Raw genomic sequence first — 26,178 nt, 5'->3', positions numbered from 1 at the left:
GCGTGGCAACGGAACCGGGTTCGGTCACCGATCCGTCGGGATTGGCTTGTGTGCCGGGTCCGTGGTATCCCGCGCAGGTTCCGGGAACCGCGGCCGGCGCGATCCGGGCGGCCGACGGCGTCGCGGCGGCGCGCGCGGTGCAGACCGATGCGGTGGACTGGTGGTTCGTCACCGACGTGTCCGGCGGCGGCCCCGGTCCGTGGCGGCTCGAGTTCGACGGCCTGGCCTCGCTCGCGGAGGTGTGGGCCGGCGACGACCTCGTCCTGTCCTCGGAGTCGATGTTCGTGCCGGCCTCGGTCGACGTGGACTCTCGCCCCGGCACGGTCACGCTGGCGATCCGATTCCCGTCGCTCGACGCGGCGCTGCGCAGCCGGCGGCCCCGCGGACGCTGGCGGTCGTCGCTGGCGAGTGCGCAGGGGCTGCGCTGGATGCGCACGAGCCTGCTCGGTCGCGCTCCGGTCTTCGGCGGCGTGCCCGCCCCGGTCGGGCCGTGGCGGCCCGTGCGACTGCACGACCGCACGGCGCCGGTGCTGTCGGACCGTCACGTGGTCACCACGGTGCAGGACGGGACGGGCGTGCTGGAACTTGCCGTGCGTGTGCACGGCTCGGCCTGCCCGCCGCCCGTCGTCCGGCTCGGCGACGTCTCCGTGGAGGCGACCGTCGTCGAAACCGGCTCCGGCGCGCGGGAGGTCCGCGCCCACCTGCGCATCCCGGACGTCCGGTTGTGGTGGCCCCACACCCACGGCGTCCCGGTGACGTATCCGCTGAGCATCACCCTCGGCGAGCACGTCGTCGACCTGGGCGCCGTCGGATTCCGCACCGTGAGCGTGGCGCGCAGCGACGGCGGGTTCCGGCTGGCGGTCAACGGCGTCGACGTGTACTGCCGCGGCGCCGTCTGGACCCCGGTCGATCCGATCGGGCTGGGCGGCCGGGATCAGACGCGGGAGACCCTCGAGCGGGTGGTCCAGGCCGGGCTCAACATGGTCCGGGTGCCGGGCACGATGCTGTACGAGGACACCGCATTCTGGGACGACTGTGCCGAACTCGGCGTTCTGGTATGGCAGGACGCCATGCTGTCGACGTTCGACCCGCCCGACGACCAGCCGTTCCTGGAACTGCTGACCGCGGAGATCGAGGCGGTGCTGCGGCCGCTGTCCGGGAACCCCGCGCTCGCCGTGTTCAGCGGCGGCAGCGAAACCGAACAGCAACCCACGATGCTCGGGCTCCCCGCGGCGCACATCCCGGCGGTACACGACGTGATCCCGGCGGTGGTCGCGCGGACCGCGCCGGGGGTGGCGGCGGTGTCGTCGTCGCCGTCCCCGCCGCCGGGAGGCTACGCGCTCGTGACCCACGTCGGAACGGGTGTCTCGCACTACTTCGGCGTCGGCGGTTATCGGCTTCCGCCGTCCGACGTCCGCCAGGCCGGGGTGCGGTTCGCCGCCGAATGCCTCGCGTTCTCGATCCCGCCGTCGGACGCGACGATCGAGACCGAGTTCGGCAGCCTCGCCGCTGCGGGCCACCATCCGCGGTGGAAGGCCGCCGTGCCCCGGGACAACGGGGCGTCCTGGGACTTCGAGGACGTCCGCGATCATTACGTGCGGACACTGTTCGGTGAGGAGCCGTCGACGGTCCGCTGGTGTGATCCCGAGCGGTACCTGGCCCTCGGTCGCGCCGCCGTCTGCGAGGCCTTCGCGGCGGCCCTCGGATACTGGCGTCGGCCCGACTCGGGATGCGACGGCGCTCTGGTGCTCGCGCTCCGCGACCTCGAACCCGGCGCCGGGTGGGGACTGCTCGACTCCGACGGCAGGCCGAAGGCGCCGTGGTTTGTGATGCGGCGGCTGTCCCGGCCGGTCGCGGTGCTCCTCGGCGAGGACGGGATGGACGGACTGCGCATCGACGCGGTCAACGACTCGGCCCGCGCGATCGTGGGGGAGTTGCGGGTGCAGGTGCACACCCGCACGGGTTCGCGGGCGTTCGACGTCGCCGAACCGGTGACCCTCGCCGCGCACGCGGCCCGCCGGTGGTCGCTCGATACGGTGCTCGGGCGTTTCACCGACGCGACACACGTCCATCGGTTCGGAGTCCGCGGCTACGAGAGCGCGACCGTCACGCTGTCGGGCGAGGACGTTGTCGTCGCCGAGTCCGTTCACCTCTTCGGTGGCCCGGCTCGTGCCCTCGAACGCACCGTCGGCCTGACGGCGGCGGCGCGGGAAACGGCGCCCGGCGACTGGGTGGTCGACGTCGCCACCGACGGCGCTGCGCAGTACGTCCACCTCGAACTCGGCGGATTCGAACCCGCCGACTCCTGGTTCCATCTGCCACCCGGCGGCACCCGGATCGTGCCGGTGCGCAGGACCGGGACGGCGGAGTCGGTGACCGGGCAGGTGCGGGCGCTGAACTCGGTGAGCGTCGCCCCGGTGGTGCGGGCCGCCACCTGATCCGGACCCCGGTTCGTCGATGTGCGATATCGACTAGGCTGGCTCAGTCCGCAACTGGCCGCTCGTCCCGGCCCGAGCTGTTCGCCGGCAGTTCGTCATCACTGCTCAGGAGTGCGTCGTTGTCTTCCCCGCTCATCGCTGCCGAGCCCTCGTCCGACACCCCGCTCGCCGGACTGGCGAAGATCGCGCTGGGCGACGCCGTCGTCGCGCAGGTGACCGAGGCCCTCGGGCGGCATCACCTCGACATCGTCGCACCCGCACCCGCCCGGCCGTTCGTGGCCGCGGCCCTCGCCGAGCGCACCCACCTGCTTCTGGTCACCGCGACCGGTCGCGAGGCCGACGACCTCACTGCCGAACTGCAGGAGATGATCGGCGACGCCGTGGCGCAGTTCCCGTCGTGGGAGACGTTGCCGCACGAACGGCTGTCGCCGAGCGCCGACACGGTCGGTCGCCGGGTGGAGGTGCTCCGCAGGCTCGCGCGGCCCGACGACCGCTCGTACGGGGCGCCGCTCCAGGTCGTCGTCACCACCGTCCGTTCACTGGTGCAGCCCATGGCACCCGGTCTCGGCGAGATCGAACCCGTCACGCTGCGGGTGGGGGTGGAGCACGACTTCGACGGGCTGATCCAGCGGCTCGTCGAAATGGCGTACACGCGCGTCGACATGGTCGGCAAGCGCGGCGAGTTCGCCGTCCGCGGCGGCATCCTGGACCTGTTCTCGCCCACCGCGGATCATCCGGTGCGCGTCGAGTTCTGGGGCGACGAGGTCACCGAGTTGCGCGCGTTCTCCGTCGCCGACCAGAGGTCGCTCGCCGAACTCGACATCGACGCCGTCATTGCGCCGCCGTGCCGCGAACTGCTCCTCACCGAGGACGTCCGCGACAGGGCCGCGCAGCTCGCGGTCGACAACCAGGCCGACGCCGCGCTCGTCGAGATGCTCGACAAGATGTCGGCAGGCATCCCGGTCGAGGGCATGGAGGCACTGCTGCCCGTGCTGCGGCCGGGGCAGCTGCAACTGCTCACCGACGTGCTGCCCGAAAGCGCGCACGTGCTGCTGTGCGATCCGGAGAAGATCCGGACACGCGCCACCGACCTGGTGCGCACCGGTCAGGAGTTCCTCGAGGCGTCGTGGACGGCGGCCTCGATCGGCGGCGCCGCCCCGCTCGACACGTCGGTGCTGAAGGGCGACGGCATCGACCTCGGCGCCTCCGCCTACCGCTCGCTCAGCCAGGTCCGCGAATCCGCGGAGGCCGCCGGTCTGCCGTGGTGGACGCTGAGCCCGCTCGCGTCCGGCAGCGGCGAGGAGCTGGAGCTGGCGGTCACCCCTGCACCGCAGGTCCGCGGTTCCGACGAGCTGCTGTCCGAACTGTTCGTGAGCCTGCGCGCCCATGTCAGCACGGGCGGCCGGGCAGTCATCGTGGTCGCAGGCGCCGGTACCGCGCATCGTGTGCTCGAGCGCCTCCGCGAGGCCGAGGTGCCCGCGGCGGAACTCGCACCCGGTTCGGAGCCCGCCCGCGGTCAGGTCGGGGTGCTGCGCGGATCGCTGCACGACGGCCTGGTCTTCCCCGGCGGCGACACCACCCCCGGACTCGTCGTCGTCACGGAGTCCGATCTCACCGGCAACCGGGTGGCCGCGGTCGGCGACGGCAAGCGGCTGCCCGCCAAGCGCCGCAACCAGGTGGACCCGCTCGCCCTGACGGCCGGCGACATGGTGGTGCACGACCAGCACGGCATCGGACGATTCGTCGAGATGGTCGAACGGACTATCGGTGGCGCGCGGCGCGAATACCTCGTGATCGAATACGCCGCCAGCAAGCGCGGCCACCCGGGCGACCGGCTGTTCGTCCCGATGGAGTCCCTCGACCAGCTGTCGCGGTACGTCGGCGGCGAACTGCCCGCACTCAGCAAGCTCGGCGGTTCCGACTGGGCCAACACCAAACGCAAGGCGCGCAAGGCGGTTCGTGAGATCGCCGGTGAACTCGTCCAGCTGTATGCGGCGCGGCAGGCCGCACCCGGTCATGCGTTCGGCCCGGACACCCCGTGGCAGAAGGAGATGGAGGACGCGTTCGCGTTCACCGAGACCCACGACCAGCTGACGGTCATCAGCGAGGTCAAGGCCGACATGGAGAAGGCCGTCCCGATGGACCGCGTCGTCATCGGCGACGTCGGCTACGGCAAGACGGAGATCGCGGTGCGGGCGGCGTTCAAGGCCGTGCAGGACGGCAAGCAGGTGGCGGTCCTGGTGCCGACGACGCTGCTCGCCCAGCAGCACCTGCAGACGTTCACCGAGCGGATGGCGGCGTTCCCGGTCAAGGTGCGTGGGCTGTCCCGGTTCACGGATGCCGGGGACTCCAAGGAGATCGTCGCCGGCATGGCCGACGGCGAGATCGACGTCGTCGTCGGCACGCACCGGCTGCTGCAGACCGGGATCCGGTGGAAGGACCTGGGCCTCGTCGTCGTCGACGAGGAACAGCGCTTCGGTGTGGAACACAAGGAACACATCAAGGCGCTGCGCACCCACGTGGACGTTCTCACCATGTCGGCCACGCCGATCCCGCGAACGCTGGAGATGAGCATGGCGGGCATCCGCGAGATGTCCACGATCCTCACGCCGCCGGAGGAGCGGCACCCCATCCTCACGTACGTCGGCGCGTACGCCGACAAGCAGGTGGCCGCCGCCATCCGACGCGAACTGCTCCGCGACGGACAGGTGTTCTACGTCCACAACCGGGTCAGCTCGATCGACAAGGCCGCCCAGCGGATCCGCGACCTCGTCCCCGAGGCGCGCGTCGTCGTCGCGCACGGCCAGATGAACGAGGACACGCTGGAGCGGACCGTGCAGGGCTTCTGGGAGCGGGACTACGACGTGCTGGTGTGCACCACCATCATCGAGACCGGCCTCGACATCTCCAACGCCAACACGCTCATCGTCGAACGCGCCGATTCGCTGGGCCTGTCGCAGCTGCACCAGTTGCGCGGTCGCGTCGGGCGTAGCCGGGAACGCGGCTACGCGTACTTCCTGTACCCGCCGGAGAAGCCGCTCACCGAGACGGCCTACGACCGCCTGGCGACCATTTCGCAGAACTCCGACCTCGGCGCGGGCATGGCGGTCGCGATGAAGGACCTCGAGATCCGTGGCGCCGGAAACGTGCTGGGCGCCGAGCAGTCCGGTCACGTGGCAGGAGTCGGGTTCGACCTGTACGTGCGGCTGGTGGGGGAGGCGGTCGAGGCCTTCCGGGCGGCGGCCGACGGCAAGCCGATCACGACGGAGGACGCCCCGAAGGAAGTCCGGATCGACCTTCCCGTCGACGCGCACATCCCCCCGGACTACGTCACCAGCGACCGTCTCCGGCTCGAGGGGTACCGAAAGCTCGCGGCCGCCACCGAACTCGACGGCATCACCGCCGTCGTGGACGAACTCGTCGACCGGTACGGCCCCCTCCCCGAGGAGGTTCGCCGACTGGTCTCAGTGGCCAAGCTGCGCCTGCTGGCCCGCGAATACGGCCTCGAGGAGATCGCCGTCGTCGGAACGCAGCTGAAGATCGCGCCGATGGCCCTGCCCGACTCGAAGCAGCTGCGTCTCAAGCGGATCTACCCGAGTGCGCAGTACCGCGCCACCACCGGCATGGTGCAGTTGCCGCTGCCCCGGGCGGGTTCGGGCGGGATCGGCGCCGAGCGGGTGCGCGACGTGGAGTTGCTGCAGTACATCGCGGACTTAGTGCTCGCACTGGACGGCAAGGCCGCCGGGGCCGTGGTGATGGAGGCCTGACCCGATGACGGTGGTCCTGCTCGACCCGTTGCGGCCCACGACGATCCCGATGGAAGCCGTCGGGGTGGTCGGTGGCGGAGTGGCGTTCACCGACGAGGTGCCCGAGTCCGTGCGGACGCTGCTGTCCGCCGCACCCGGCGCCGCTGTCCTGATCAGTACCGATCCCGACCATCCCACCGTGCGCGAGTGGGTCGCGTCGGGGTCCCGGATCATCGCGGCACCGAAGGTCCCGGGCGACAACCTCGTCGAGGCCGCCGAGGTGATGGACCGGTTGTGGAGCTACGGCGGCTGGGAAGTGACGCAGACACACCGGACGTTGTCGCACTACCTCGTCGAGGAGACGTACGAGGTTCTCGACGCGATCGAGTCCGCCGAGCCCGGAGACCTGCGTGAAGAGCTCGGGGATCTGCTGCTGCAGGTCCTGTTCCATTCGCGCATCGCCTCGGCGTCGGGCAATTTCGACGTCGACGACGTGGCCGCGACCCTGGTCGCCAAACTCGTGCACCGCAGCCCCCACCTCGGTGAGGACGTCGTCGGCCCGATCGACATCGCCGAGCAGGAACGGGCCTGGGAGATCCGGAAGGCGGCGGAAAAGGCCCGCAGCTCCTGCCTCGACGGGGTCGCGATGAGTCAGCCCGCGGCATCCCTCGCGGCGAAGGTCATCGCCCGCGCGAGCAAGGCTGGCCTGCCGCCCGAGCTGGTGCCCGCGGAGATCACGGCGGACAGCGCGGCGGTGGTCGCTGCCGAGTCGAGGCTGCAGGCGGCGACGCACGACCTGATCGCCCGTGTCCGCGCGGCCGAGGATGCTGCGCGCGCGGCGGGGAAGACCGAACTCGCCCCCGCGGACTGGCTCGGGTACTGGACGTCCTGATACCGGGGCGGTCGGCGTTATCGCTCGGGTTTGCCAAAATGTAACTGAGGGATGAATCACTCCCGTGTCCGTAGTGCACGAAAAACAAACCTGAGGTAGTTTAAAGCGCGCATAGAAGACCAGTTGGTTGCAAATACGCGTTTCGAAGTACTGCGAAGTCCTTCTGCTCGGGTGTTTATGGTCTTCGCGCACTGCACGTGGTGGGTATCCGAGCTCCCGGTCGGGCGAGGGCCGATACCCACAGGGGACCACACATAGTGACGCTTCCGGGCCGAGTCGATTGCCCGACGATGAGAGACGGACACATGAGCCTGTACACGCCTGACCGCCTGGAACCTTCCGACGAGACAGACGCGCACGACATCGACGAGACCGGCGCCGCCGACCGCGCGCCCGGCCGCCCGACGGTCACCGTCGTCGTGCCCGCGATGAACGAAGCCAAGAACCTTCCTCATGTCGCCGCGCGCATGCCGGCAGACATCGACGAAATCGTCTTCGTGGACGGCCATTCAGTCGACGACACCGTCGATGTGGCGCGGAGCCTGTGGCCGGACGCGAAGTTCGTGACGCAGAGTCGCAAGGGCAAGGGCAACGCCCTGGCCTGCGGATTCCGTGTCGCGACGTCCGACATCATCGTGATGATCGACGCCGACGGCTCCACCGACCCGGCAGAGATCCCGTTGTTCGTCGGTGCCCTCGTGGCCGGCGCGGACTTCGCGAAGGGAACCCGCTTCGCAGACGGCGGCGGCAGCTCGGACATCACCTTCGGTCGAAAGCTCGGAAACAAGGCGTTGAACGCAATCGTCAACCTCAAGTTCGGGGCAGCGTTCAGCGACTTGTGCTACGGCTACAACGCATTCTGGCGCCACCACGTCCCGGTGATGGCATTGCCCGCGGTAGAGGCGGCCGAGGCGCAGTGGGGCGACGGGTTCGAGATCGAGACCCTCATCAACGTGCGGGTCGCCAACGCGGGCCTGAAGATCACCGAGGTCCCGAGTTTCGAGCAGGATCGCATCCACGGCGAGAGCAACCTGAACGCAGTGCGGGACGGACTTCGTGTGTTGCGCACCATCAGGAGCGAACAGCGCACGACCGCAACGCACCTGTCCCCGGCGCCCGTCCCGCAGGGCTGAGCGGCCATGACGGTGTCCACGCTCGTGTCCTGCTCCGTCGTCATCTGCGCCTACACCACCGAACGGTGGAGCGACCTGTGCGCGGCGGTCGACTCGGTCCTCGCCCAGAGTGTGCCGGTCCTCGAGGTTCTGCTGGTGATCGATCATTCGGAGGAGTTGTTCTCCCGTGCCGAACGGCACTTCGCAGCGGAACCTCGTGTGACCGTGCTACGCAATTCCGAGTCGAAGGGCCTGTCCGGCGCCCGCAATACCGGCGTCCGCGCGTCGAGGGGCGACATGATCGCGTTCCTCGACGACGATGCCCGCGCCGAGCCTGACTGGTATCGCGTGTCCGCCGCCCACTATTCCGATCCCGACGTGCTCGGTGTCGGCGGATTCGCCAGCCCGGCGTGGCCGGCCGACCGCCCCGTGTGGATGCCCGCCGAGTTCGACTGGGTGGTCGGCTGCAGCTACGTCGGCCAGCCGACGCGCATCGAACCGGTGCGGAACTTCATCGGCTGCAACATGTCTCTGCGGCGCACGGTCTTCGACACCGTCGACGGGTTCAGTGACGGAATCGGCAGGGTCGGGACGACGCCGGTCGGGTGCGAGGAGACCGAACTCTGCATCCGGATCCGAACTCACAAGCCCACCGCGCAATTGCTGTTCGACCCCGCGATGAGGGTGGTGCACCGCGTCAGTGACGACCGCACCACATTCCGCTACTTCCTCTCGCGCTGCTTCCACGAGGGCGTGTCGAAAGCACTGGTCTCCGATCTCGTCGGGGCCGGCGACGCGCTCAGCAGCGAACGGGCGTACACCGCACGTGTACTCCCACGAGCCGTCGTCGCGGGGATCGCGTCCCCTCGGCACGGCGGACTGTTCCGAGCGGGTGCCGTGGTCGCGGGGTTCACGGTGACCGCAGCCGGATACGTCCGAGGTCTCGTCGGTCTGCGATCGAAGCGGGTGACGGCATGACTGGAACACTCGATCGCCGGATCGACCTGGCGCCGGCTCTCGAGAGCGATCACCCGCCGACGTGGGACGGCGCCGTCTGGGTCGGCGAACTACGTGGACCTGTCCGGGAAGACACCGAATACCGGCTGGACCGAGCCGAGGGTTATCGGCGCGCCCGGCTGCTCGTGCGAGAAGATCGCACCCTGCTGGGATTCGTCGAGGTGGACATCGAGGACGGCAGGCTCGAGACCGCCGCACTGCGGCACGCACTGGACGGGCTCGTGCCGGTGGCGGTGGCCGACAGCGTCGTCGACACCGAAGCATCCGGCCCGTCCGTCACCGTCGTGGTGTGTACCCGCGACCGGGTCGACAGCCTGAAGGACGCCCTGCAATCGATCCTGTCGCTCGACCATCCCGGCTACGAGGTGATCGTGGTCGACAACGCATCCCGCACGGATGCCACCCAGCGGTATGTCGCCGAACTCGGTGACCCCCGCGTGCGCGTCGTGACCGAGCCCCGGCCCGGACTGTCCCGGGCGCGCAATGCGGGAGTCCGCGCGGCGAACACCGAGATCATCGCGTTCACCGACGACGACGTCGTGGTCGACCCGCACTGGCTCACCGAACTCGTGGCCGGCTTCGGTGCAGGGAACGCGGTGGCGTGCGTATGCGGGATCGTCCCGAGCGGTGAGATCCGCACACCCGCGCAGGCGTACTTCGATCAGCGGGTGGGGTGGGCAAGTTCCTGTGTCCCACGGCTGTTCGACCTCGCGCACCCGCCCGCCGACGTGCCGCTCTTCCCCTTCCAGGTCGGGATCTACGGCACCGGCGCGAATTTCGCCGTCGACCGGCAGGCCGTGTACGCGCTCGGCGGTTTCGACGAGGCACTCGGGGCGGGAGCCCCCACCGACGGCGGCGAAGACCTCGACATGTTCTTCCGCGTGCTGCACTCCGGGCGGCAACTGGCGTACCGACCCGGGGCGGTCGTGTGGCATCGGCACCGCGAGGACAACGAGGCGCTCGCCGTCCAGGCGCGCGGCTACGGACTCGGACTCGGCGCCTGGCTGGCCAAGATCGCCGTCCATCCACGCACCGCGTGGCTCGCGGTGCGTATCGCGGTGCGGCAGGCGCCCACGTTTCTCCGTCTGTCGCGGAAGATGTCCCACGTCGCCACGCCTCCGGACCGTCTCGCCGACCACCTTCCCGAGGGGATCGGGGCCACCGAGCTCCGGTCCATCGCACGCGGACCGTTCGCCTATCTGAAGGCCCGCGTCGAGGGCCGGGATCCGGCGCCGATGAGAGGGGTGACTCATGACGGCCCATCCTGATCTCGTAGGCACCGAGCCGCTCGGCGGCCGCGCCGACGGCACCCGGTTCGCCACCTGGTTCGGACCGGACGACGCACCGCTGTTCGCCGTCGTCGATCGTCCTGCCGACGGCCGCTGCCGCGGTGCCGTCGTCCTCTGCCCGCCGATCGGCAAGGAACAGGTCGACTCGTATCGCGGAATGGTGTATCTCGCCCAGCAATTACGCGCTCGAGGGCTGCTGGTGTTGCGGTTCGACTACCGCGGCACCGGCGACTCGTCCGGCGCCCAGGACGATTCCGACGCGGTCGCGGGGTGGCTCGACAGCATCCGGAGAGCGGTCGACTACGTGCGCAGCTCCGGCATCACGGACATCGGGTTGGTCGGCCTCCGGGTCGGCGCCCTGCTCGCCGCACAGGTCGCCGCGGTGTGCGGTCCGGTGCGGGCCGTGGCCTTGTGGGATCCTGTGGTTCGTGGCCGCGCCTACCTGCGCAAGCAGACCGCGCTCCACCAGATGGTGGTCGGTCCCGAGGACACGGACGATCCGCGAGTGACGCTCATCGGTGCGGTGCTCGCACCGGCCGCGGCGTCGGCCCTGTCGGCGATGTCTCTGCGTGCCGCGACCCCGCCGTCGGGCGCGAAGGTCCTGATGGCGGTGCGGGACAGTGAGGTCGATTCCGTCGCGACGCGTGAGGCCGTTGCCGCCTGGAACGCCGAGACCGTCACCGTCCACGACTACGAATCATTCCTCGAGCCGGCGGACTTCGTGGTCCGGCACCCGTTCGGCGACATCGACCGGATCGCGGCATGGATGTCCGCATCCTTCGGCGACCACCACACCGGTGCCGCACTCGATCTCCGCCCCACCGCCGTGGTGGATCGCACCGTCGACGGCAGGCAGGTCATCGAGACACTGGAGTTCGCGGGAGCGGCCGAACTCTTCACGATCCGTACGTCCGTCGCGGCCGAACAGGGTGCGACGCACAGCCCTGCGGGACCGACGGTGATCTTCCACGGAACCGCCAACGAGCACCGTGTGGGACCGGTCCGGCTGTGGGCCGAGACCGCGCGCGAGCTGGCGGCCCACGGGATCGTCAGCGTCCGCTTCGATCGTCGCGGCACCGGCGACACCGGTCTGGTGCAGCACGGCGAATGCACCACCATCTACACGGACGAATCCCGGGACGACGCCGTCGACATCATCTCCGTCAGCGGTGCGCCGCCCGGATCGGTTGTGCTCGCCGGGATGTGCTCGGGGGCATGGAATTCGAGCTACGCCGCCATCCGGCACCCCGTCCGGGCAGTGGTCCTGGTCAACATGGCGGACTGGACAATCACCCGGAAGGCGTTCGTGAAGCAGTCCACGATGGACGCCGACCGGAGGTCCCTGAAGGGGGCAGCGCTCGCGCTGCTCCACCGGCACGCGGCGACGGCGAAGAAATACCTGCGGGTGTGGTTGCCCTACCGCGGCTGGTTGTGGCTGGGCCGGGCCGGGCTGCTGCAGGTGCCGGAAGTCATGCTCGCTCCGCTTCACGAGCGCGGCGTGCACGCTACCGTCCTCCTCTCACCGGTCGATTACGCGGCGTTCGTCGAGAACCACGGCGAGCGCAGCCTTCGCCGGCTGCGGGGTGCCGGCTGGAACGGACGTCTGGTCACCTACCCGTCCGGTGACCACTCGCTGTACAGCACCGCCCTGCGCGACAGGGTTCTCCGGGACGTCCTCGCCACTGCGCTCGGTGAACTGACCGTGGGCCGTGTCGACGACGCCCGTGACGATTCCCGGTCGGCGTTGGTCGGGTAGTCATGGGATCCCTGACAGCGACGCAGTCGCAACTACGCGCCAGACACCGTGCCGAGCAGCCACCGCGCTCTGCGGGGCGGAATCTGCAGCTCAACTCGATGGCACTCATGCTGTCGAGTGTCGTCACCGGTGTCCTCGGCCTCGCCTTCTGGGGCGCGGCTGCGCGGTTGTTCCCCGCTGATCAGGTGGGCGTGGCGTCCGCTCTCATCTCGACGGCGATCATGCTGTCGACGCTCTCGAATCTCAGCCTCGGCTCGATGTTCGAGCGCTTCCTGCCGGTGGCGGGCCACCGCGCGGGACCGTTGCTGGTCAAGGGTTTCGCCGCCGTGGCCACGCTGGCCTTCGTGTCGGCTGTCGGGCTCATCGTCCTCGGTCCGCGGGACACGCTGTTCGAAAACAACTTGGAAATCGCGATCTATCCGGTGTTCGTCGTCGTCCTCGCGCTCTTCGCGCTGCAGGACCAGACCGTCTCCGGTCTGGGCGTGGCCCGCTGGGCGGCGTCGAAGAACGTCTTCCACGCGCTGGCCAAACTGCTGGCGGTCGTGGTGCTCGCGGCGTCCGGGTCGGCGCTCGCCATCGTCGCGTCCTGGGGGGTCACCGCGGCGGTCGCCGTTGTGGTTCTGCTGACGTCGATGGGGCTGCGCATCCGGTCCGACCCGCGATACCGGCAGGTACCCGCGCTGCCTTCCAACAAGGAACTCGGGGTGTACTTCGGTTCCTCGTACGGCATTTCGGCCCTGGGGGCCATTGCCCCGCTCGTCGTCCCGCTGATCGTTGTCACCCGGGTCGGCACCGCGGCGAACGCTTACTTCGCGGTGACGTGGTCGATCGTCAGCGCCCTCTACATCATGGTGAACCTCATGGTGGGCCCGTTCGTGGCCGAGGCCGCCGCGCATCCGGACAAGATCGTCAGCCTGTCCCGCCGGTTCGTCCGCACCATTGCCGTGATCGCGGTGGTGGGCGGATTCGGGCTGGCCTTCGTCGCGCCGCCCGCGCTCGGAGTCATCGGGGCGGAATACCGTGCGGAAGGAACGCCGCTGCTCCATCTCGCCGCGGTCTTCGTGCCCCTCGCCGTCATCGGCGCCGTCTACGACGGTCTCGCACGGGTGTACCGGCGGCTCACCCTCGCAGTCGTCACCCAGTGCCTGGCCACGGTGGTGATCATCGTCGGCAGCCTGGTCTTCAGCGCGTCGATCGGCGTCGCGGGGGTGGGCTGGGCGTATCTCGCCGCCGAAACACTGACCGCCGTGATCCTCGCCGGACCGCTCATCTCCTGGCTCCGCCGACTCCAGAACCGCGCCAAGTGGGAGCGGTGGCTGGCGAAGAAGAGCGCGAACCAGAAACCGATGTGGCAGGTGTCCGATGTCGACGGATAGAGCGAGTTCCCGCGACCTGATGCGCAGCGGCAGCCGGATGATCACCGCAATCGGTCCCGTCCGCCTGCCCCGCATCGGCGAGATCCGGGACACGCTGACCGTGCTCGCGCACGCCGGTGGACGTCACACTCCGATCGGGCTCGTCCCGACCACCGAGTCACGCCGGTGGGAGCACCGACCGCAGGACTTCCTCGGGAACGTCCAGCAATTGGGGCCGTGCACCCGGGAGGACGTGCCTCGGTTGCTGACCGGGCTGGCGCGCGCGGGTGCATCCGTGTACCCGCTGAACGTCGCGGTCGCGGGTGACTTTCTCCTCCTCGACATCTCGCACGGACTCGGTGACGGAAGGCTCGCACTGTCACTCGTCCGTGCTGTCGCCGGCGGACGCAGCGGGACGCCGGTCCCCGAATGGGCCCGGACACGCGACAGCGCACTGCCGCTCGCACGCGCCCTGACCCGGGCGTTCGCGTCGTCCCCCGCCCGTGTCGCTCAGCTCCTCGAATCCCGGCCCTCCACCGCACACGATTCCTGTCCCGTCGAGGTCGTACCCTGGGGCAGAGCGCCCACTGCGGTCGTCGCGTCCGCAGTGTCCGGAACCATCGCGGAACTCCGTCGTTGGCGGGATCGGTATCTGCCCGGGGCGTCGGTGTCGTCATTGCTGTTTGCGGCCGTCGCGCGGGCGATACGCAGTCGTGGCCTGAAGATCGAAGACAGGGTCGACGTCCTTTTCGACTGCCGCCGTTACCTTCCGGACGGTGCGACGGTGAACGGAAATTTCGCTGCCGGAGTGCGATTCGCACTGTCCGACCCCGGTGATGCCGCAGAGATGAGTGCGGCGATCGCGCAGGCCACCGCGTCGGGCAGGCCGCTCGCCTCGCTCGCACTCAGCATCGCCAAGTTCCGTAGGCGGGTGCGTGCCGGCACGGCGCACACCGCGGCCACCCACGTCGCGGCGACACCCCGGGCGAGACTCGTGTACTCCGACATGGGCGAGGCGGCGATGCTGGCCGATCTCGACTGGACCGACGAGCCCGGCCGGCGGATCGTCACCGCGCTGAGCGAACCGGCCGATCCGGCGTCGATCGTCTTCACCTCGGTGCGCCGCGGTCCCGAACTCGACGTGTCGGCGTCCCTGCACGACAACGTGTTCGACCCTGAACTCGTCCGCGACGCACTTGCGGACGCCCTGTGTGATCCACTGTCTCTCCTGTCTCGAAGGATTGTCTAGCCATGCCATCACACGTCCTGGAGACTTCGAAGCGAACTCCGCTGTACCTCACCGTCGCCGTGCTGCAGTTCTTCGTCGTCGAATTCCTCGTCGCCGGAACCTGGCGCGGTCACTACAGCTATTCCGCCAACTTCATCAGCGACCTCGGCGTCCCGTTCTGCGGCACCGACGGCACGGCGCCGTGTAGCAGGACGTCGCTGTTGATGGACGCGGCGTTCGTCATGGTCGGCGTCGCATATGTCGTCGGCGCCGTCCTCTGGTACCGCGTCGAGCGGGTGCTCCCGCTCGTTCCGGTGGTATTCCTCGTCGTAGCCGGAATCGGCGGAGTAGTGGTCGGTCTGGCGCCGTCGAACACGCACTGGGAGGTGCATTCGCTCGGTGCCACGCTGTTCCTCATCTTCGGCAGTCTCTTCACACTGACGACGGCGCTCACCGTATGGCCCCACAGGTCGGGTCCGGCAACGTACGTCGCCCTCGCGCTGGGGGTGATCGGTCTGGTGGGGTACTTCTGTTTCACCTACTCCTGGGACCTCGGTCTCGGCGTCGGTGGTATCGAACGGGTCGCGGCGTACTCGGCGATCCTCGGGTTCGTCGTGTGCGTCCACCTCGTGACACAGCTGCAGTCGGTTCGGCGTTCGGCTGACGTCCGGGTCGGAGACAAAGCCGGTGCATAGGCAGCTGAACCGTCCACGCAGGACCCGTGCAGTGTCGTCGGCTGCGGTGTTCCTCGCGCTCGCCTGCGTCGGCGCCACCGGGTGGTATGCGTCGAGCGATGTCGCGCAGGCATCCGGGAAGGGCGAGTCGGTGCTCATGTTCGACGATTTCGTCGGGGCCGCCGGAACCTCACCCGACTCCCGCTACTGGGGCCACGCGGTCGGGGGCGGAGGCTGGGGAAACGACGAGGCGCAGGTCTACACGGACGATCCCGCCAATTCCCGGCTCGACGGCGAGGGCAACCTCGTGATCGAAGCCCGCCGCGACGGATCGGGCTACACGTCAGCCAGGCTGGTCACCCTCGACCGCTTCGCCTTCCAGTACGGACGTGCCGAGGCCCGCATCAAGATGCCGAAGGGACAGGGCCTGCATCCGGCGTTCTGGTTGATGGGCACGGACGTCAACCGCGTGGGCTGGCCGCAGTCGGGAGAGATCGACGTGATCGAGACGATCAACGACGCGTCGTTCTATCACAGTGCGCTGCACGGCCCGTCCGCGGACGGCACACCCTGGTATCTGAACGTCGAAGGCAGCAACGACGTGTCGGACGGTTTTCACGACTACTGGGTGGAACGGTCGGCGGACCGGATCACGTTCGGCATCGACGACGGTGTGACGGGCGAGTTCTCGCGTGCGGATCTGGACCCGGGGCAGGAGTGGGTGTTCGACAAACCGTTCTCCCTGTTGCTGAACGTCGCCGTCGGCGGACGGTGGCCGGGTGACGTCGGAGCCGACACGACGTTTCCGGCGACGATGCTCGTCGATTGGGTGAAGGTGACCGATGAGTGATCTCCTCACTGCGGAGCGCGTGAACAGGACGGCTCCGGAGCTGTCCCGGTACTACGACGTCGCCGCGTTGGCGTCGGCGGTCGCGGGACTGACATCCCTTGCGCCGCTTCCGTCGCCGGTCAGCGCCGTACTCCTGACGGTGTTCGTACTGAGCGGCCCTGGTCTCGCGATCGTGACGTGGCTGCGGATACCGGTCGCCGCAGCCGTCGCGGCCGTCCCCGTCCTCGGGCTGTCCGTGGTGACCGCCGCCACCACCGTCCTGGCTTGGTTCTACCGCTGGCCCGCCATCGGTCTGCTGCTGGTGATGGTCCTGGCCGTCATCGCGTCCGCGCTGCGGCATCGGTGGCACGACACCGGCGCCGACTCGGTTCGCGCGGTCACCCTGCAGCAGGTGTGGTTTCGTCTGTCGCACTGGGGTCACGCCGCCCGCGTCAATCGACCCCTGATCCTCGTCGTCGTGGCCCTGGCTCTCTGGGGGGTGGTGCTCGCCGGGCTCGGCACCACCGGGTACTCACAGTTCGGCCTGTTGTTCGTCGGAAGCGGGCCCGGCCTGGTGGTGTGCGCGCTGATGATGCTCGGCGCGTTCGTCTGGGCGCTCCGCGCGGGGGCGGTCGGGACCGCGGCCACGGCCCTGCTCGGTGTGATCGTGGTGGAACGGCTCACCCCGACACTCGTCACCGACGTGCCCATCTACGGGTGGACGTACAAGCACCTCGGCGTGGTCGACTACATCCAGCAGTTCCAGACACTGCCGCCCAAGGGCGTCGACATCTACGGTGAGTGGCCGGGTTTCTTCACCGCATTCGCGTGGTTCGGTGACATCACGTCGGCAGACATGATGTCCATCGCCCACTGGTTCGCGCCGGTGATCCACGTGTTGCTGGCGGTCGTGATCGCCGCGATCGCCCGGCTCCTCGGGTTCGACATGCGGGTGGCACTGACAGCTGCGATGGTCGCGGAACTCGCCAACTGGGTGGGGCAGGACTACTTCTCGCCGCAGGCCATCGCACTCGTCATGGCGCTGGGTGTGGTGGCACTGCTCGTCGTGTCGACGGAGCACCGATCCGCGGCGTACCTGTCGATCCTCGTCTTCGCTGCGCTGGTACCCACCCACCAGCTGACCCCCTACTGGCTGTTCGGTGTGACGGCGGCCCTGGCAGTGACGCGGAAGATCCGACCGTGGTGGCTTCCCGTGCCCTACTTCGCGATCCTCGTCGCCTATCTCGTGCCGCGGCTGGACATCGTGGCACCGTACGGGCTGCTGTCCGGTTTCAACCCGGTCGACAACGCCGCCAGCAACGTGACCGCGGTCGGCACGTTGGGGAAGATCTTCACCTCTGCCGTGTGCCGTTCCCTGTCCGCGGGCATCATCCTGCTCGCCGTGGTCTGCGCGATCCTCCTCTGGCGCAGCAAACGTCCCGCCTGGGTCGCGACCGTCATGGCGTTCAGTTCGTTCGCCCTGCTGGCGGGTCAGAGCTACGGTGGTGAGGCGATCTTCCGGGTCTACCTCTATGCCGTCCCCGGCTGCGCGATCCTCATCGCACCGATTCTCGTGGACGCGCTCACGATCAGGTTCCGGTCCGGATTGCTCCGCGCAGTCGTCCCCGTCGGACTCGCGAGCGGACTGGCATACGTGACGTTTGCCGGCCTGCAAGGGTATTACGGGCTGTGGTCGCTGGTCGTCGGCTATCAGTCCCAGGTGACGTTCGCGGAGGACATCCTCGCGAACGAACAGCCACCGGCGACGATCATGTCCCTCTATCCCGCGGGTCTCCCCACTCGTGTCAGCGCCGACTACATCAAGTTCGCCGTCGTCGACAAGGATTTCGATCAACCCCTGCTGGCCTTGCCGCCGGCCTTGTTGGAGGGCTTCCCGCACGGCGGCCAGATCGAGATGCTCACCGCGGATGCGGCGGAACGCGAAGGCGACACGTATCTCGTGTTCAACACGCAGGGCACTGCCGCCATCCGCTACTACGGTTATCTACCGGACGGATCGGTCGACAACTTCGAGGACCAATTGCGTTCCAGCCCCGACTGGTCCGTGTCCGCGCAGGACGTCGACAGCACCATTTTCCGTTACACGGGGCCGCGGAGGTAACGGCTACCTGGCGTATTCGGTCACGAACGGTCGAGGCGGGCGCTTAGCATCGGCACATGCAGCGGATGCGCTCGGCCATGTTCGACATGGCGTTGACGTGCTCGGTGGCGCTGTGCGCGCTATCCCTCACCCCAGCTGTGGCCGTCGCCGTTCCCGTCGCCGGAGGCGCCCGGACCGCCTATCCCGGGTACACCGTGATCGGCAGCGACGAGTTCGACGGACCCGCAAATGCTGCACCCAGTCCACAGTTCTGGGGTTACGACCTCGGGGGCGGCGGGTGGGGCAACAACGAGAAACAGGTGTACACCGATTCCCGCCAGAATTCGCGACTCGACGGCAACGGTCGTCTCGTCGTCGAGGCGCGCAGAAACGGTGGCGGCTTCACCTCGGCTCGGCTCGTGACCCGTGGAAAATTCGACTTCACGTACGGCGTGATCGAGGCACGGATGCAGGTGCCGTCCGGCCCGGGGATCCATCCGGCGTTCTGGACACTGGGAAGCAATATCAACAGCGTCGGGTGGCCCGTCTGCGGAGAGATCGACATCCTCGAAGTGATCGGGGACGGTTCGCGATATCACGCGGGAGTACACGGCCCCACCGTCGGCGGCGGTCACTGGGAGCGCTCGACGGATGGCGCGATCGGCGCGAATCTCAGCGCAGGTTTCCACGACTATGCGCTGATCAAGGCACCCGGCCGCATCTCGGTGGGGATCGACGGGAACATCGTCGGTACTGTCACCACGGCGGATCTCCGACCCGAGGAACGCTGGGTGTTCGACGCCCCCGCGTACCTACTGCTGGATGTGGCCGTAGGCGGAAACTGGCCCGGCCCGGTCACGCCGTCCACACGCTTTCCCGCCACCATGCTGGTGGACTGGGTGAGGTTCTCCCAGTGACGTCAGGGACCGGCGAATTCGGCGTGTGAATAGAATCAACTTCATGGCCGTGTCGAACTCCGAGTGCCGCTGCGGCCACCCATTCGCCGCTCACGAGCATTACCGCAAGGGCACGTCCTGTGCGATGTGCGACTGTCCGAAGTTCCGGCGGCCGCTCCCACGATTGATCGGGAAACTCGTCGGCCGCTGACCGCGCACAGAATTCGGCCGCCCTCGCTGAGCGCTTCGTGTCCCTCCGACCCCGGGTGTCGCCTCTTGGTGCGCGACGGCATAACATACTTTAAGTATGTATAAGGCTGTATTACAGTATATAGATCGTGTAAATAGGGTCGTCTGGAAACTTTGAATCCGATAACGCAATGAACGAATGTATGCGCAGGTGCCTCAGACGGCAGTTCGGATGGTGGCGATGGAACATCGGACAGCCGAACGCATGGGGACGTCGTCGAATGTGAAGGCCGTCCTGTGGAGCGACGTGCTGTGGCTGGTCGCAGTGACGATTGCGGTGCCGGCGTTGCTGTTCGCGCTGGCTCGGTGGCAAGGGTGGGACCGGGCGTTCGCGGCCACGGTGGTCGTCGGCGTGGGCTTGCTGGTGTTCGCTCTCGTCGCGACCGGGTGTGCCGCGTGGGCGGCATGGAGAGGACGGGGCGGCCGCCGCCACAGTTGGCTGGCGCTGGCCGGTGGGCTCGCGGCCTGGTCGGTGGGCGAAGCCATCTGGTGCTACTACGAGGTGTGGCAGGGGCTCGATCAGATCCCGTTCCCCTCGCCGGCGGACGCGGCCTTCCTGCTGTTTCCGGTCGGCGCGGGCGCAGCGCTGCTGCTGTTCCCGGCGGGTGACGGCGGGCAATCCCGCACCCGGCTGATTCTGGACGGAATCATCGTGGCCGGTTCACTGTTCGTGGTGTCGTGGGTGAGCGTGCTGGGCAGCGTGTTCCGCGCGGGAAGCGACAGACCGGTCGCTCTCGTCTTGTCCCTCGCGTATCCCGTCGCGGACCTGGTGATCGCCACGATGGCGATAGTAGTGCTGGCCCGGGCCCGGTCCGGGCAACGTCTGACCCTGGGGTTGCTGTGCATCGGGATCGTCCTGATGGCGCTGTCCGCCAGCGCGTTCACGTACATGAGCGCGATGGGCAGCTATCACACCGGCAGTGTGATCGACCTGGGCTGGGTGGCGGCCTTCGCCGCATTCGGGCTGGCGGCGCTGTCGAGCACCCGCGAGCCGTCGCGCGAACCGGTTCCGCTGCAGATTCCGTCTCGGACCCGATTGTGGTTGCCGTACCTCCCGTTGCTGCTGGCTGCTGCGGTCGGCCTGCAGCGGGAGCTGCCCGGCCTGGGTTCCGGCCCGATTCCCGCTGTGATCATCGTCCTGGTGGTCGCCCTGCTCGCGCGGCAGTTCATCGTGCTGGCCGAGAACCGACGGCTCTTGCTCACCGTGGCCCGGCAAGCCTTTCGCGACCGGCTGACCGGATTGGCGAACCGGGCGTTGTTTCTCGACCGGCTCGACCAGGCCGTACAGCGCCGGCGCCGGGAACCGACACCGATCGTCGTGCTGTGTGTGGATCTCGACGATTTCAAGACCGTCAACGACAGCCTCGGCCACCCCGCCGGCGACGAGTTGTTGATCCGCGTCGCCGAACGACTCACCGGCTGCATGCGGAGCACCGACACCGTGGCCCGGCTCGGAGGTGACGAGTTCGCGGCACTGGTCGAAGGGAGCGTCGAGGATGCACTGTCTGCCGCGGATCGGGTACTCGAGGCTTTCACCCCGCCGTTCATCATCGACGGTGTCGTCCTTTCCATCCGCCCCAGCATCGGGCTCACCATCGCCACGTCCGAGGTCCCCGACGCGACGACCGAGAGCCTGCTCAAACAGGCCGACCTCGCGATGTATGCGGCCAAACGCTGCGGTGGCGGCTGCCTGCGCAGTTACATCCCCGACCGGGCCGACGCCGATGATTTCGAGGCGCTGGCCGACGTCGACCGCCCGACCCACCGCCCCGTCGTCGTCAGCCCCGGGGAGGCCGCACACACACCGCGGCACGCGCGTCCCCTGGCCGTATCGGGAAGCGACAGCGTGCCGGAGGCGACGATCGCACATCGCCTGCCACAGTCGATTCGGGCGAACTGGGTGTCGCCGTCCGACCCGTCGCGGTGTGGCGTCACGGTCAGGCTCGGAATTCTGCTGATCGGTGTGGTCCTGTTGGGGATCTCGATCGGGTCGGAGGATCAATCCGGTTGGGTGGTGCTGCACGAGGTGCTCTACGACGGACTGGCCCTGTCGGCCGCGCTTCTCGTCGCTGCTCGCGCATGGTGGGTACCGACCGAGAAGAGGGCGTGGGTGCTGGTCGCGCTGGGCATGACGAGCTGGGGTGTGGGCGCTGTACTGGCGACGTCGTGGGTGACTGGCGGCCTGTCGCCCTCGGTGGCCGATCCGCTGAAGTTGGCGTTCTACCCACTCGTGTATGCCGGGTTGGTGATGCTGCTGCGCACACGGGTGCGGCGGATACCGACCGAGATCTGGTTGGACGCGGTCACCGCAGGTCTGACGCTCGCGGCGCTGGCGGCTGCCCTCGCATTCGGGCCGATCGACTCGGTGGCCGACGGATCGCCCGCCACGGTGATCGTCGGGTTGGCCTATCCGGTGGGAGATGTGCTGCTGCTGACACTCGCAGTCGGGGCGCTCGCGATGCTGGGGTGGCGTGCCGAGCAGCGGTGGGTCCTATTGGTCGCGGGGTTCACGCTGTTCGCGGTGGCCGACACCGTGTACCTGTTCCGGAGTGCTGCCGGTCACGACGTGGACATATGGGTCGATGCACTCCCACACGTCGCCGTGATGCTCGTTGCCGTGGCAAGCTGGCGAGCCCCGGGTCGAGAAAAGTCGGGTCAGCTACCGGGACTGGGCATCTGGGTTCCCCCACTGGTGTGCACCGCCGCAGCAGTGGGGCTGCTGGTCGTCGACCACGATGCGCGACTGCCGAGGCTCGCGGTGCTGCTGGCAGCGCTCAGCCTGGTCGCGGTCGCGGCCCGATTCGCGGTGACGTTCCGGCAAGTCGTCGTGCTGGCCGACAGTCATCGCGAGGCGAGCATCGACGACCTCACGAACCTGGCCAACCGGCGGGCAATCGTGGCCGCGCTGACGGCCGCGTACGACGACCAGGCGGTACAGCCGGCCGGGTACCACAACCGTCCGGGTCCTGGTCTGCTGCTGATGGATGTGGTCCGCTTCAAGGAGATCAACGACTCGTTCGGACGCTACGTGGGCGATCAATTGCTGTGCCAGGTGGCGGACCGATTGTCGCGGTCGGTGCGACCGGGCGATCTGCCGGCACGCCTCGACGCAGACGCCTTCGCGGTCCTGCTGCCGGCGGGGACCGATCTCGCGGGCGCCAGGGCGCTGGCGGGTCGTCTCCTCGAGGCATTTCGCGAGCCGTTCGACCTCGATGAGGTCACGGTCCGTATCGAGGCGTGCATCGGGATCGCCCTCTGCCCGCAACACTGCACCAATCCCCAGGACCTGCTGCAATGCGCGGGAGTGGCGGTGTATCGCGCCAAGTGTTCCCGCCGCACGATCGCCGTGTACGACGCCACCGAGTACCAGCGCAGCATCGAGGAGCGGCAGACCGTCGAGGAGCTGCGCACGGCGATCACCGGTGGCGAGCTCACGTGCTACTACCAACCCAAGGTCAGCGCCTCCGACGGCCGAGTGCACGGCGTCGAGGCGCTCGTTCGGTGGGAGCACCCCCTCCGCGGCCTACTCCTGCCCGACGAGTTCCTGCCCCAGGCCGAACAGTCCGGACTGATGCGGCCGCTGACGACGAGGGTGCTCGAGCTTGCGCTGGGTCAGGCGCGGAGCTGGCTCGATCGCGGCATATCGCTCACCGTCGCAGTGAATCTGTCGGTCACCAATCTCCTCGACGTCGACCTGGTTGCCGAGATCAACCGACTCCTGGACGACCTTCGGTTACCCGCCGACACGCTGATCCTCGAGATCACCGAAAGCGTCCTGATGACCGACTACAAACGCGCCAGGAGGGTGGTCGAAGCGCTGCAGGGACTGGGAATCGGATTGTCGATCGACGACTACGGCACCGGCTGGTCTTCCCTGGCGTACCTGCAGGACCTGACCGTCGACGAGCTCAAACTCGACCGGGTCTTCGTCGCACGCCTCGCGAGCGACCCTCGGTCGGTCGCGATCGTGCGTTCGACGGTGGAACTCGCGCACAGCCTCGGTGCGTCGCTGGTCGCGGAAGGTGTCGAAGACGAGGACACCCTGCGCGCGCTGCGCCGGTACGGCTGCGACGTCACCCAGGGGCACTACCACGGTCGGCCGTTACCCCCCGACCAACTCGACCTTCGGTTGATCGGCGGGCACCGTTGACGCGAGGCGCCGTGCCGGCTACGTGAACAGACCCTGACCCCAGTGCTGGCCCTCGGCGAGTCCGGGCGGGCAGACGAAGAGTGCGGATCCGACGTGCTGGATGTACTCGTTCATCGCGTCGTTTCTCGACAGGTTGAGCTGCATCGGCACGAACTGTTCCTGCGGGTTGCGGCAGTAGGCGATGAAGAAGAGTCCGGCGTCGAGGTGGCCGAAACCGTCGGAGCCGTCGGTGAAGTTGTAACCGCGACGCAGGATCTGGATGCCGCCCAGTTCCTGCGCGGACGCCAGCCGCACGTGGGCGTCGACGTCGATCACCGGGTCGTGTCCCTTCTTGGAGTCGAGGTCGAGTTCGTCGAACTCGGCCTTGCCGCTCAGGGGAGCGCCGCTGCCCTTGGACCGCCCGATCACGCGTTCCTGCTCGCCGAGCACGGTGCGGTCCCACTGTTCGATGAGCATGCGGATCCGCCGCGCCACGAGGTACGTGCCGCCGCCCATCCACGGCTGGTCGTCGCCGGAGGCCACCCAGACGTTCTGGTCGACGACGTCGGTTTCCTCCGCCTTGATGTTGTTCGTTCCGTCCTTGAACCCGAACAGGTTCCGCGGGGTGTCCTGGGTGGTGGACGTGGACGACGTGCGGCCGAAGCCGAGCTGCGACCAGCGGACCGAGGCCGTCCCGAACGCGACGCGCGCCAGGTTGCGGATGGCGTGCACGGCCACCTGCGGGTCGTTGGCGCACGCCTGGATCGCGATGTCGCCGCCACTGCGCGCCGGATCCAGGTTGTCCGCTCGGAAGTGCGGAAGTTCTTCGAGCGCCGTGGGCTTCTTGGATGCGAACCCGAACCGGTCGTCGAACAGCGATGGTCCGAACCCGATGGTCAGCGTCAGCTGGGACGCCGCCAGGCCGAGCGCCTCCCCGGTGTCGCTGGGCGGAACGTACAGGCCGTCGCCGACGGCCCCGTCCGGGGTGGCCTCCTCGCCGGCGGTCATCCGCTCGGCCATCACGGTCCATTTCTTCAGCAGCGCCTCGAGTTCCTCCCGGGACTTCGTGGTGACGTCGAACGCCACGAAGTGCATCCGGTCCTGGGCGGGCGTCACGATGCCTGCCTGGTGTTCGCCCCGGAAGGCGACGACGTCGGCATGCGAGAACGGCGGTTCGGCGGCGGTGGCGCGCCCGACCAGTGCACCGGCGCCTGCCAGGGCGGCTCCCGCCCCGACGGCGCCGAACAGACGTCGTCGGGACATGCCCTTGCGCTCGTCCACCGTGGTGGTCGTCTCGGTCGGATCGGTCGGATCAGTCATGATTATGCGCCTGCTACTACGCCCTGAACCTGGCTGACCTCGGCCGACAGGGCGTCGATCTTGCGCGACAGTTCCTGGCGCTGTTGTTCGTTTACAGTGTCGTAGAAGACGAACCCGTCACCCTGGCGGTATTGAGCGAGGTCGGCATCGAGGTCCGCGAAACGCTGGGTGATGTTCGCGGCCAGTTCGGGATTGCGTTCTTCGATGATCGGCTGCAGTGCGGCGACCGCGGCCTGCGAGCCGTCGACGTTGGCCTGGAAGTCCCACAGGTCGGTGTGCGAGAAGATGTCTTCCTCACCGGTGATCTTCGACGTCGAGATCTCGTCGAGCAGCCCCTGCGCGTCGCCGGCGATCTTGGTGGGGTCGATCGCGTAGTCCTCCGCGTTCACCTGGTCGGCGAGGTACTGGACGTCGACGACGAGTTGGTCGGCGATCGCGTTGGTGTCGGGCTGGGGACCGGTCACCCACAGGTCCTTCTCCAGTCGGTGGAAGCCCGTCCATTCCTGCCCGGGCTCGAGGTCGGCCTCCCGCAGATCGAGCTTGGGATCGAGCTCACCGAAGCTCTCCGCCTCCGGCTCGATGCGCTCGTAGTAGGTGCGGGCGACGGGGAACAGTGCCTTGGCCTGATCGATGTTGCCGGCCTTGACTGCGTCGACGAACTGCTGCGTGGTGTCCTGCAGGGCGACGACCTGACTGCGGATGTAGCGGCGGTAGCCGTCGGCTGCCTCGGCAAGCTGCCCGCTCTCGTCGGAGGCGCTCATCGAGTCGCCGGTGACGGTGAATTCCTGCCGGATGCCGTTGCCGACCATGCCGGGCTTGCAGGCGAGCTGGTAGGTGCCTGCGTCGGGCAGCGACACGATGAGCTGGCGGGTGAGCCCGGGACCGATGTTCTCGACCTCACCCATCGCCCGGTCGCCCTCGGCGTACACGTAGAACTCGGTGACCTTGCTGCCGTTGTTCGTGACCTGGAACGTGCTGCTCCCGGTGGTCCCGGTGTCGGCGCTGACGTCGCAGGTTTCGTCGCTCGCGGTGACGGTGATGTCGTCGGTGTTCGCCGTCGACTTCTCGGTACAGCCTGCGAGGGCAAGCGGCAGCACGGCGACCGAGGCGAGGGCGAAGGTGGATCGGCGCATGGTCTTCATGGGCG

Annotated in this window: 16 protein-coding genes; 14 read left to right on the top strand and 2 right to left on the bottom strand. The window is 68.4% G+C overall.

Annotation, left to right across the window (positions count from 1 at the left end):
* The first annotated feature begins 2 nt into the window (after positions 1 to 2).
* The 14 genes from CJ179_RS08365 to CJ179_RS08300 all read left to right on the top strand — a co-directional run bounded on the left by CJ179_RS08365 (position 3) and on the right by CJ179_RS08300 (position 23,732).
* Positions 3 to 2,438, top strand: coding sequence for a glycosyl hydrolase (locus CJ179_RS08365; protein WP_095861421.1), 2,436 nt, complete (start codon positions 3 to 5; stop codon positions 2,436 to 2,438).
* Positions 2,439 to 2,557: 119 nt separating this feature from the next.
* The gene (gene mfd, locus CJ179_RS08360) at positions 2,558 to 6,205 is read left to right on the top strand and encodes a transcription-repair coupling factor (protein WP_095861169.1); all 3,648 of its coding nucleotides are present in this window, start codon (positions 2,558 to 2,560) and stop codon (positions 6,203 to 6,205) included.
* Between the two features lie 4 nt (positions 6,206 to 6,209).
* On the top strand, positions 6,210 to 7,076 hold the full coding sequence (locus CJ179_RS08355) for a MazG family protein (protein WP_072940930.1): 867 nt from the start codon (positions 6,210 to 6,212) through the stop codon (positions 7,074 to 7,076).
* 305 nt (positions 7,077 to 7,381) lie between these two features.
* A complete protein-coding gene (locus CJ179_RS08350) occupies positions 7,382 to 8,209 on the top strand; it encodes a glycosyltransferase family 2 protein (RefSeq protein WP_072940928.1) in 828 nt (275 codons plus the stop codon).
* A 6-nt stretch (positions 8,210 to 8,215) separates the two neighbouring features.
* On the top strand, positions 8,216 to 9,166 hold the full coding sequence (locus CJ179_RS08345) for a glycosyltransferase family 2 protein (RefSeq protein ID WP_095861168.1): 951 nt from the start codon (positions 8,216 to 8,218) through the stop codon (positions 9,164 to 9,166).
* The gene (locus CJ179_RS08340) at positions 9,163 to 10,473 is read left to right on the top strand and encodes a glycosyltransferase (RefSeq protein ID WP_095861167.1); all 1,311 of its coding nucleotides are present in this window, start codon (positions 9,163 to 9,165) and stop codon (positions 10,471 to 10,473) included. Before CJ179_RS08345 ends, CJ179_RS08340 begins: the two co-directional genes overlap by 4 nt.
* Positions 10,457 to 12,250: a serine aminopeptidase domain-containing protein gene (locus tag CJ179_RS08335; protein ID WP_072940920.1), complete on the top strand. Its 1,794-nt coding sequence runs from the start codon at positions 10,457 to 10,459 to the stop codon at positions 12,248 to 12,250. The genes CJ179_RS08340 and CJ179_RS08335 overlap by 17 nt, the downstream gene beginning before the upstream one ends.
* Positions 12,251 to 12,252: 2 nt before the next feature.
* Complete coding sequence (locus CJ179_RS08330; RefSeq protein WP_095861166.1) at positions 12,253 to 13,626, top strand: lipopolysaccharide biosynthesis protein; 1,374 nt, start codon at positions 12,253 to 12,255, stop codon at positions 13,624 to 13,626.
* Positions 13,613 to 14,854 (top strand): hypothetical protein, encoded by a 1,242-nt coding sequence (locus tag CJ179_RS08325; protein ID WP_095861165.1) that lies wholly within the window; start codon positions 13,613 to 13,615, stop codon positions 14,852 to 14,854. Before CJ179_RS08330 ends, CJ179_RS08325 begins: the two co-directional genes overlap by 14 nt.
* Before the next feature lie 2 nt (positions 14,855 to 14,856).
* Complete coding sequence (locus tag CJ179_RS08320) at positions 14,857 to 15,528, top strand: DUF998 domain-containing protein (protein ID WP_072940912.1); 672 nt, start codon at positions 14,857 to 14,859, stop codon at positions 15,526 to 15,528.
* A 31-nt stretch (positions 15,529 to 15,559) separates the two neighbouring features.
* A complete protein-coding gene (locus CJ179_RS08315) occupies positions 15,560 to 16,357 on the top strand; it encodes a glycoside hydrolase family 16 protein (RefSeq protein ID WP_072940910.1) in 798 nt (265 codons plus the stop codon).
* Positions 16,350 to 18,458, top strand: coding sequence for a hypothetical protein (locus tag CJ179_RS08310; protein ID WP_095861164.1), 2,109 nt, complete (start codon positions 16,350 to 16,352; stop codon positions 18,456 to 18,458). Before CJ179_RS08315 ends, CJ179_RS08310 begins: the two co-directional genes overlap by 8 nt.
* A 56-nt stretch (positions 18,459 to 18,514) precedes the next feature.
* Positions 18,515 to 19,354, top strand: a complete 840-nt coding sequence (locus CJ179_RS08305; protein ID WP_095861163.1) for a glycoside hydrolase family 16 protein — start codon at positions 18,515 to 18,517, stop codon at positions 19,352 to 19,354.
* A 409-nt stretch (positions 19,355 to 19,763) separates the two neighbouring features.
* Positions 19,764 to 23,732, top strand: a complete 3,969-nt coding sequence (locus CJ179_RS08300) for a bifunctional diguanylate cyclase/phosphodiesterase (protein WP_095861420.1) — start codon at positions 19,764 to 19,766, stop codon at positions 23,730 to 23,732.
* 18 nt (positions 23,733 to 23,750) lie between these two features.
* Here the strand turns inward: CJ179_RS08300 and efeB are convergent, their stop codons facing one another.
* Together efeB and efeO are read right to left on the bottom strand one after the other, a co-directional pair.
* Complete coding sequence (gene efeB, locus CJ179_RS08295) at positions 23,751 to 25,031, bottom strand: iron uptake transporter deferrochelatase/peroxidase subunit (RefSeq protein ID WP_095861162.1); 1,281 nt, start codon at positions 25,029 to 25,031, stop codon at positions 23,751 to 23,753.
* Positions 25,032 to 25,033: 2 nt separating this feature from the next.
* Positions 25,034 to 26,173, bottom strand: coding sequence for an iron uptake system protein EfeO (efeO, locus tag CJ179_RS08290; protein ID WP_095861161.1), 1,140 nt, complete (start codon positions 26,171 to 26,173; stop codon positions 25,034 to 25,036).
* Between the last annotated feature and the right edge of the window lie 5 nt (positions 26,174 to 26,178).

Origin of the sequence: Rhodococcus sp. ACS1 (genome assembly GCF_002300155.1) — a bacterium.
In the GTDB taxonomy this organism is placed as follows: domain Bacteria; phylum Actinomycetota; class Actinomycetes; order Mycobacteriales; family Mycobacteriaceae; genus Rhodococcus_F; species Rhodococcus_F koreensis.
This window is presented reverse-complemented; position numbering and strand designations above follow the sequence as displayed.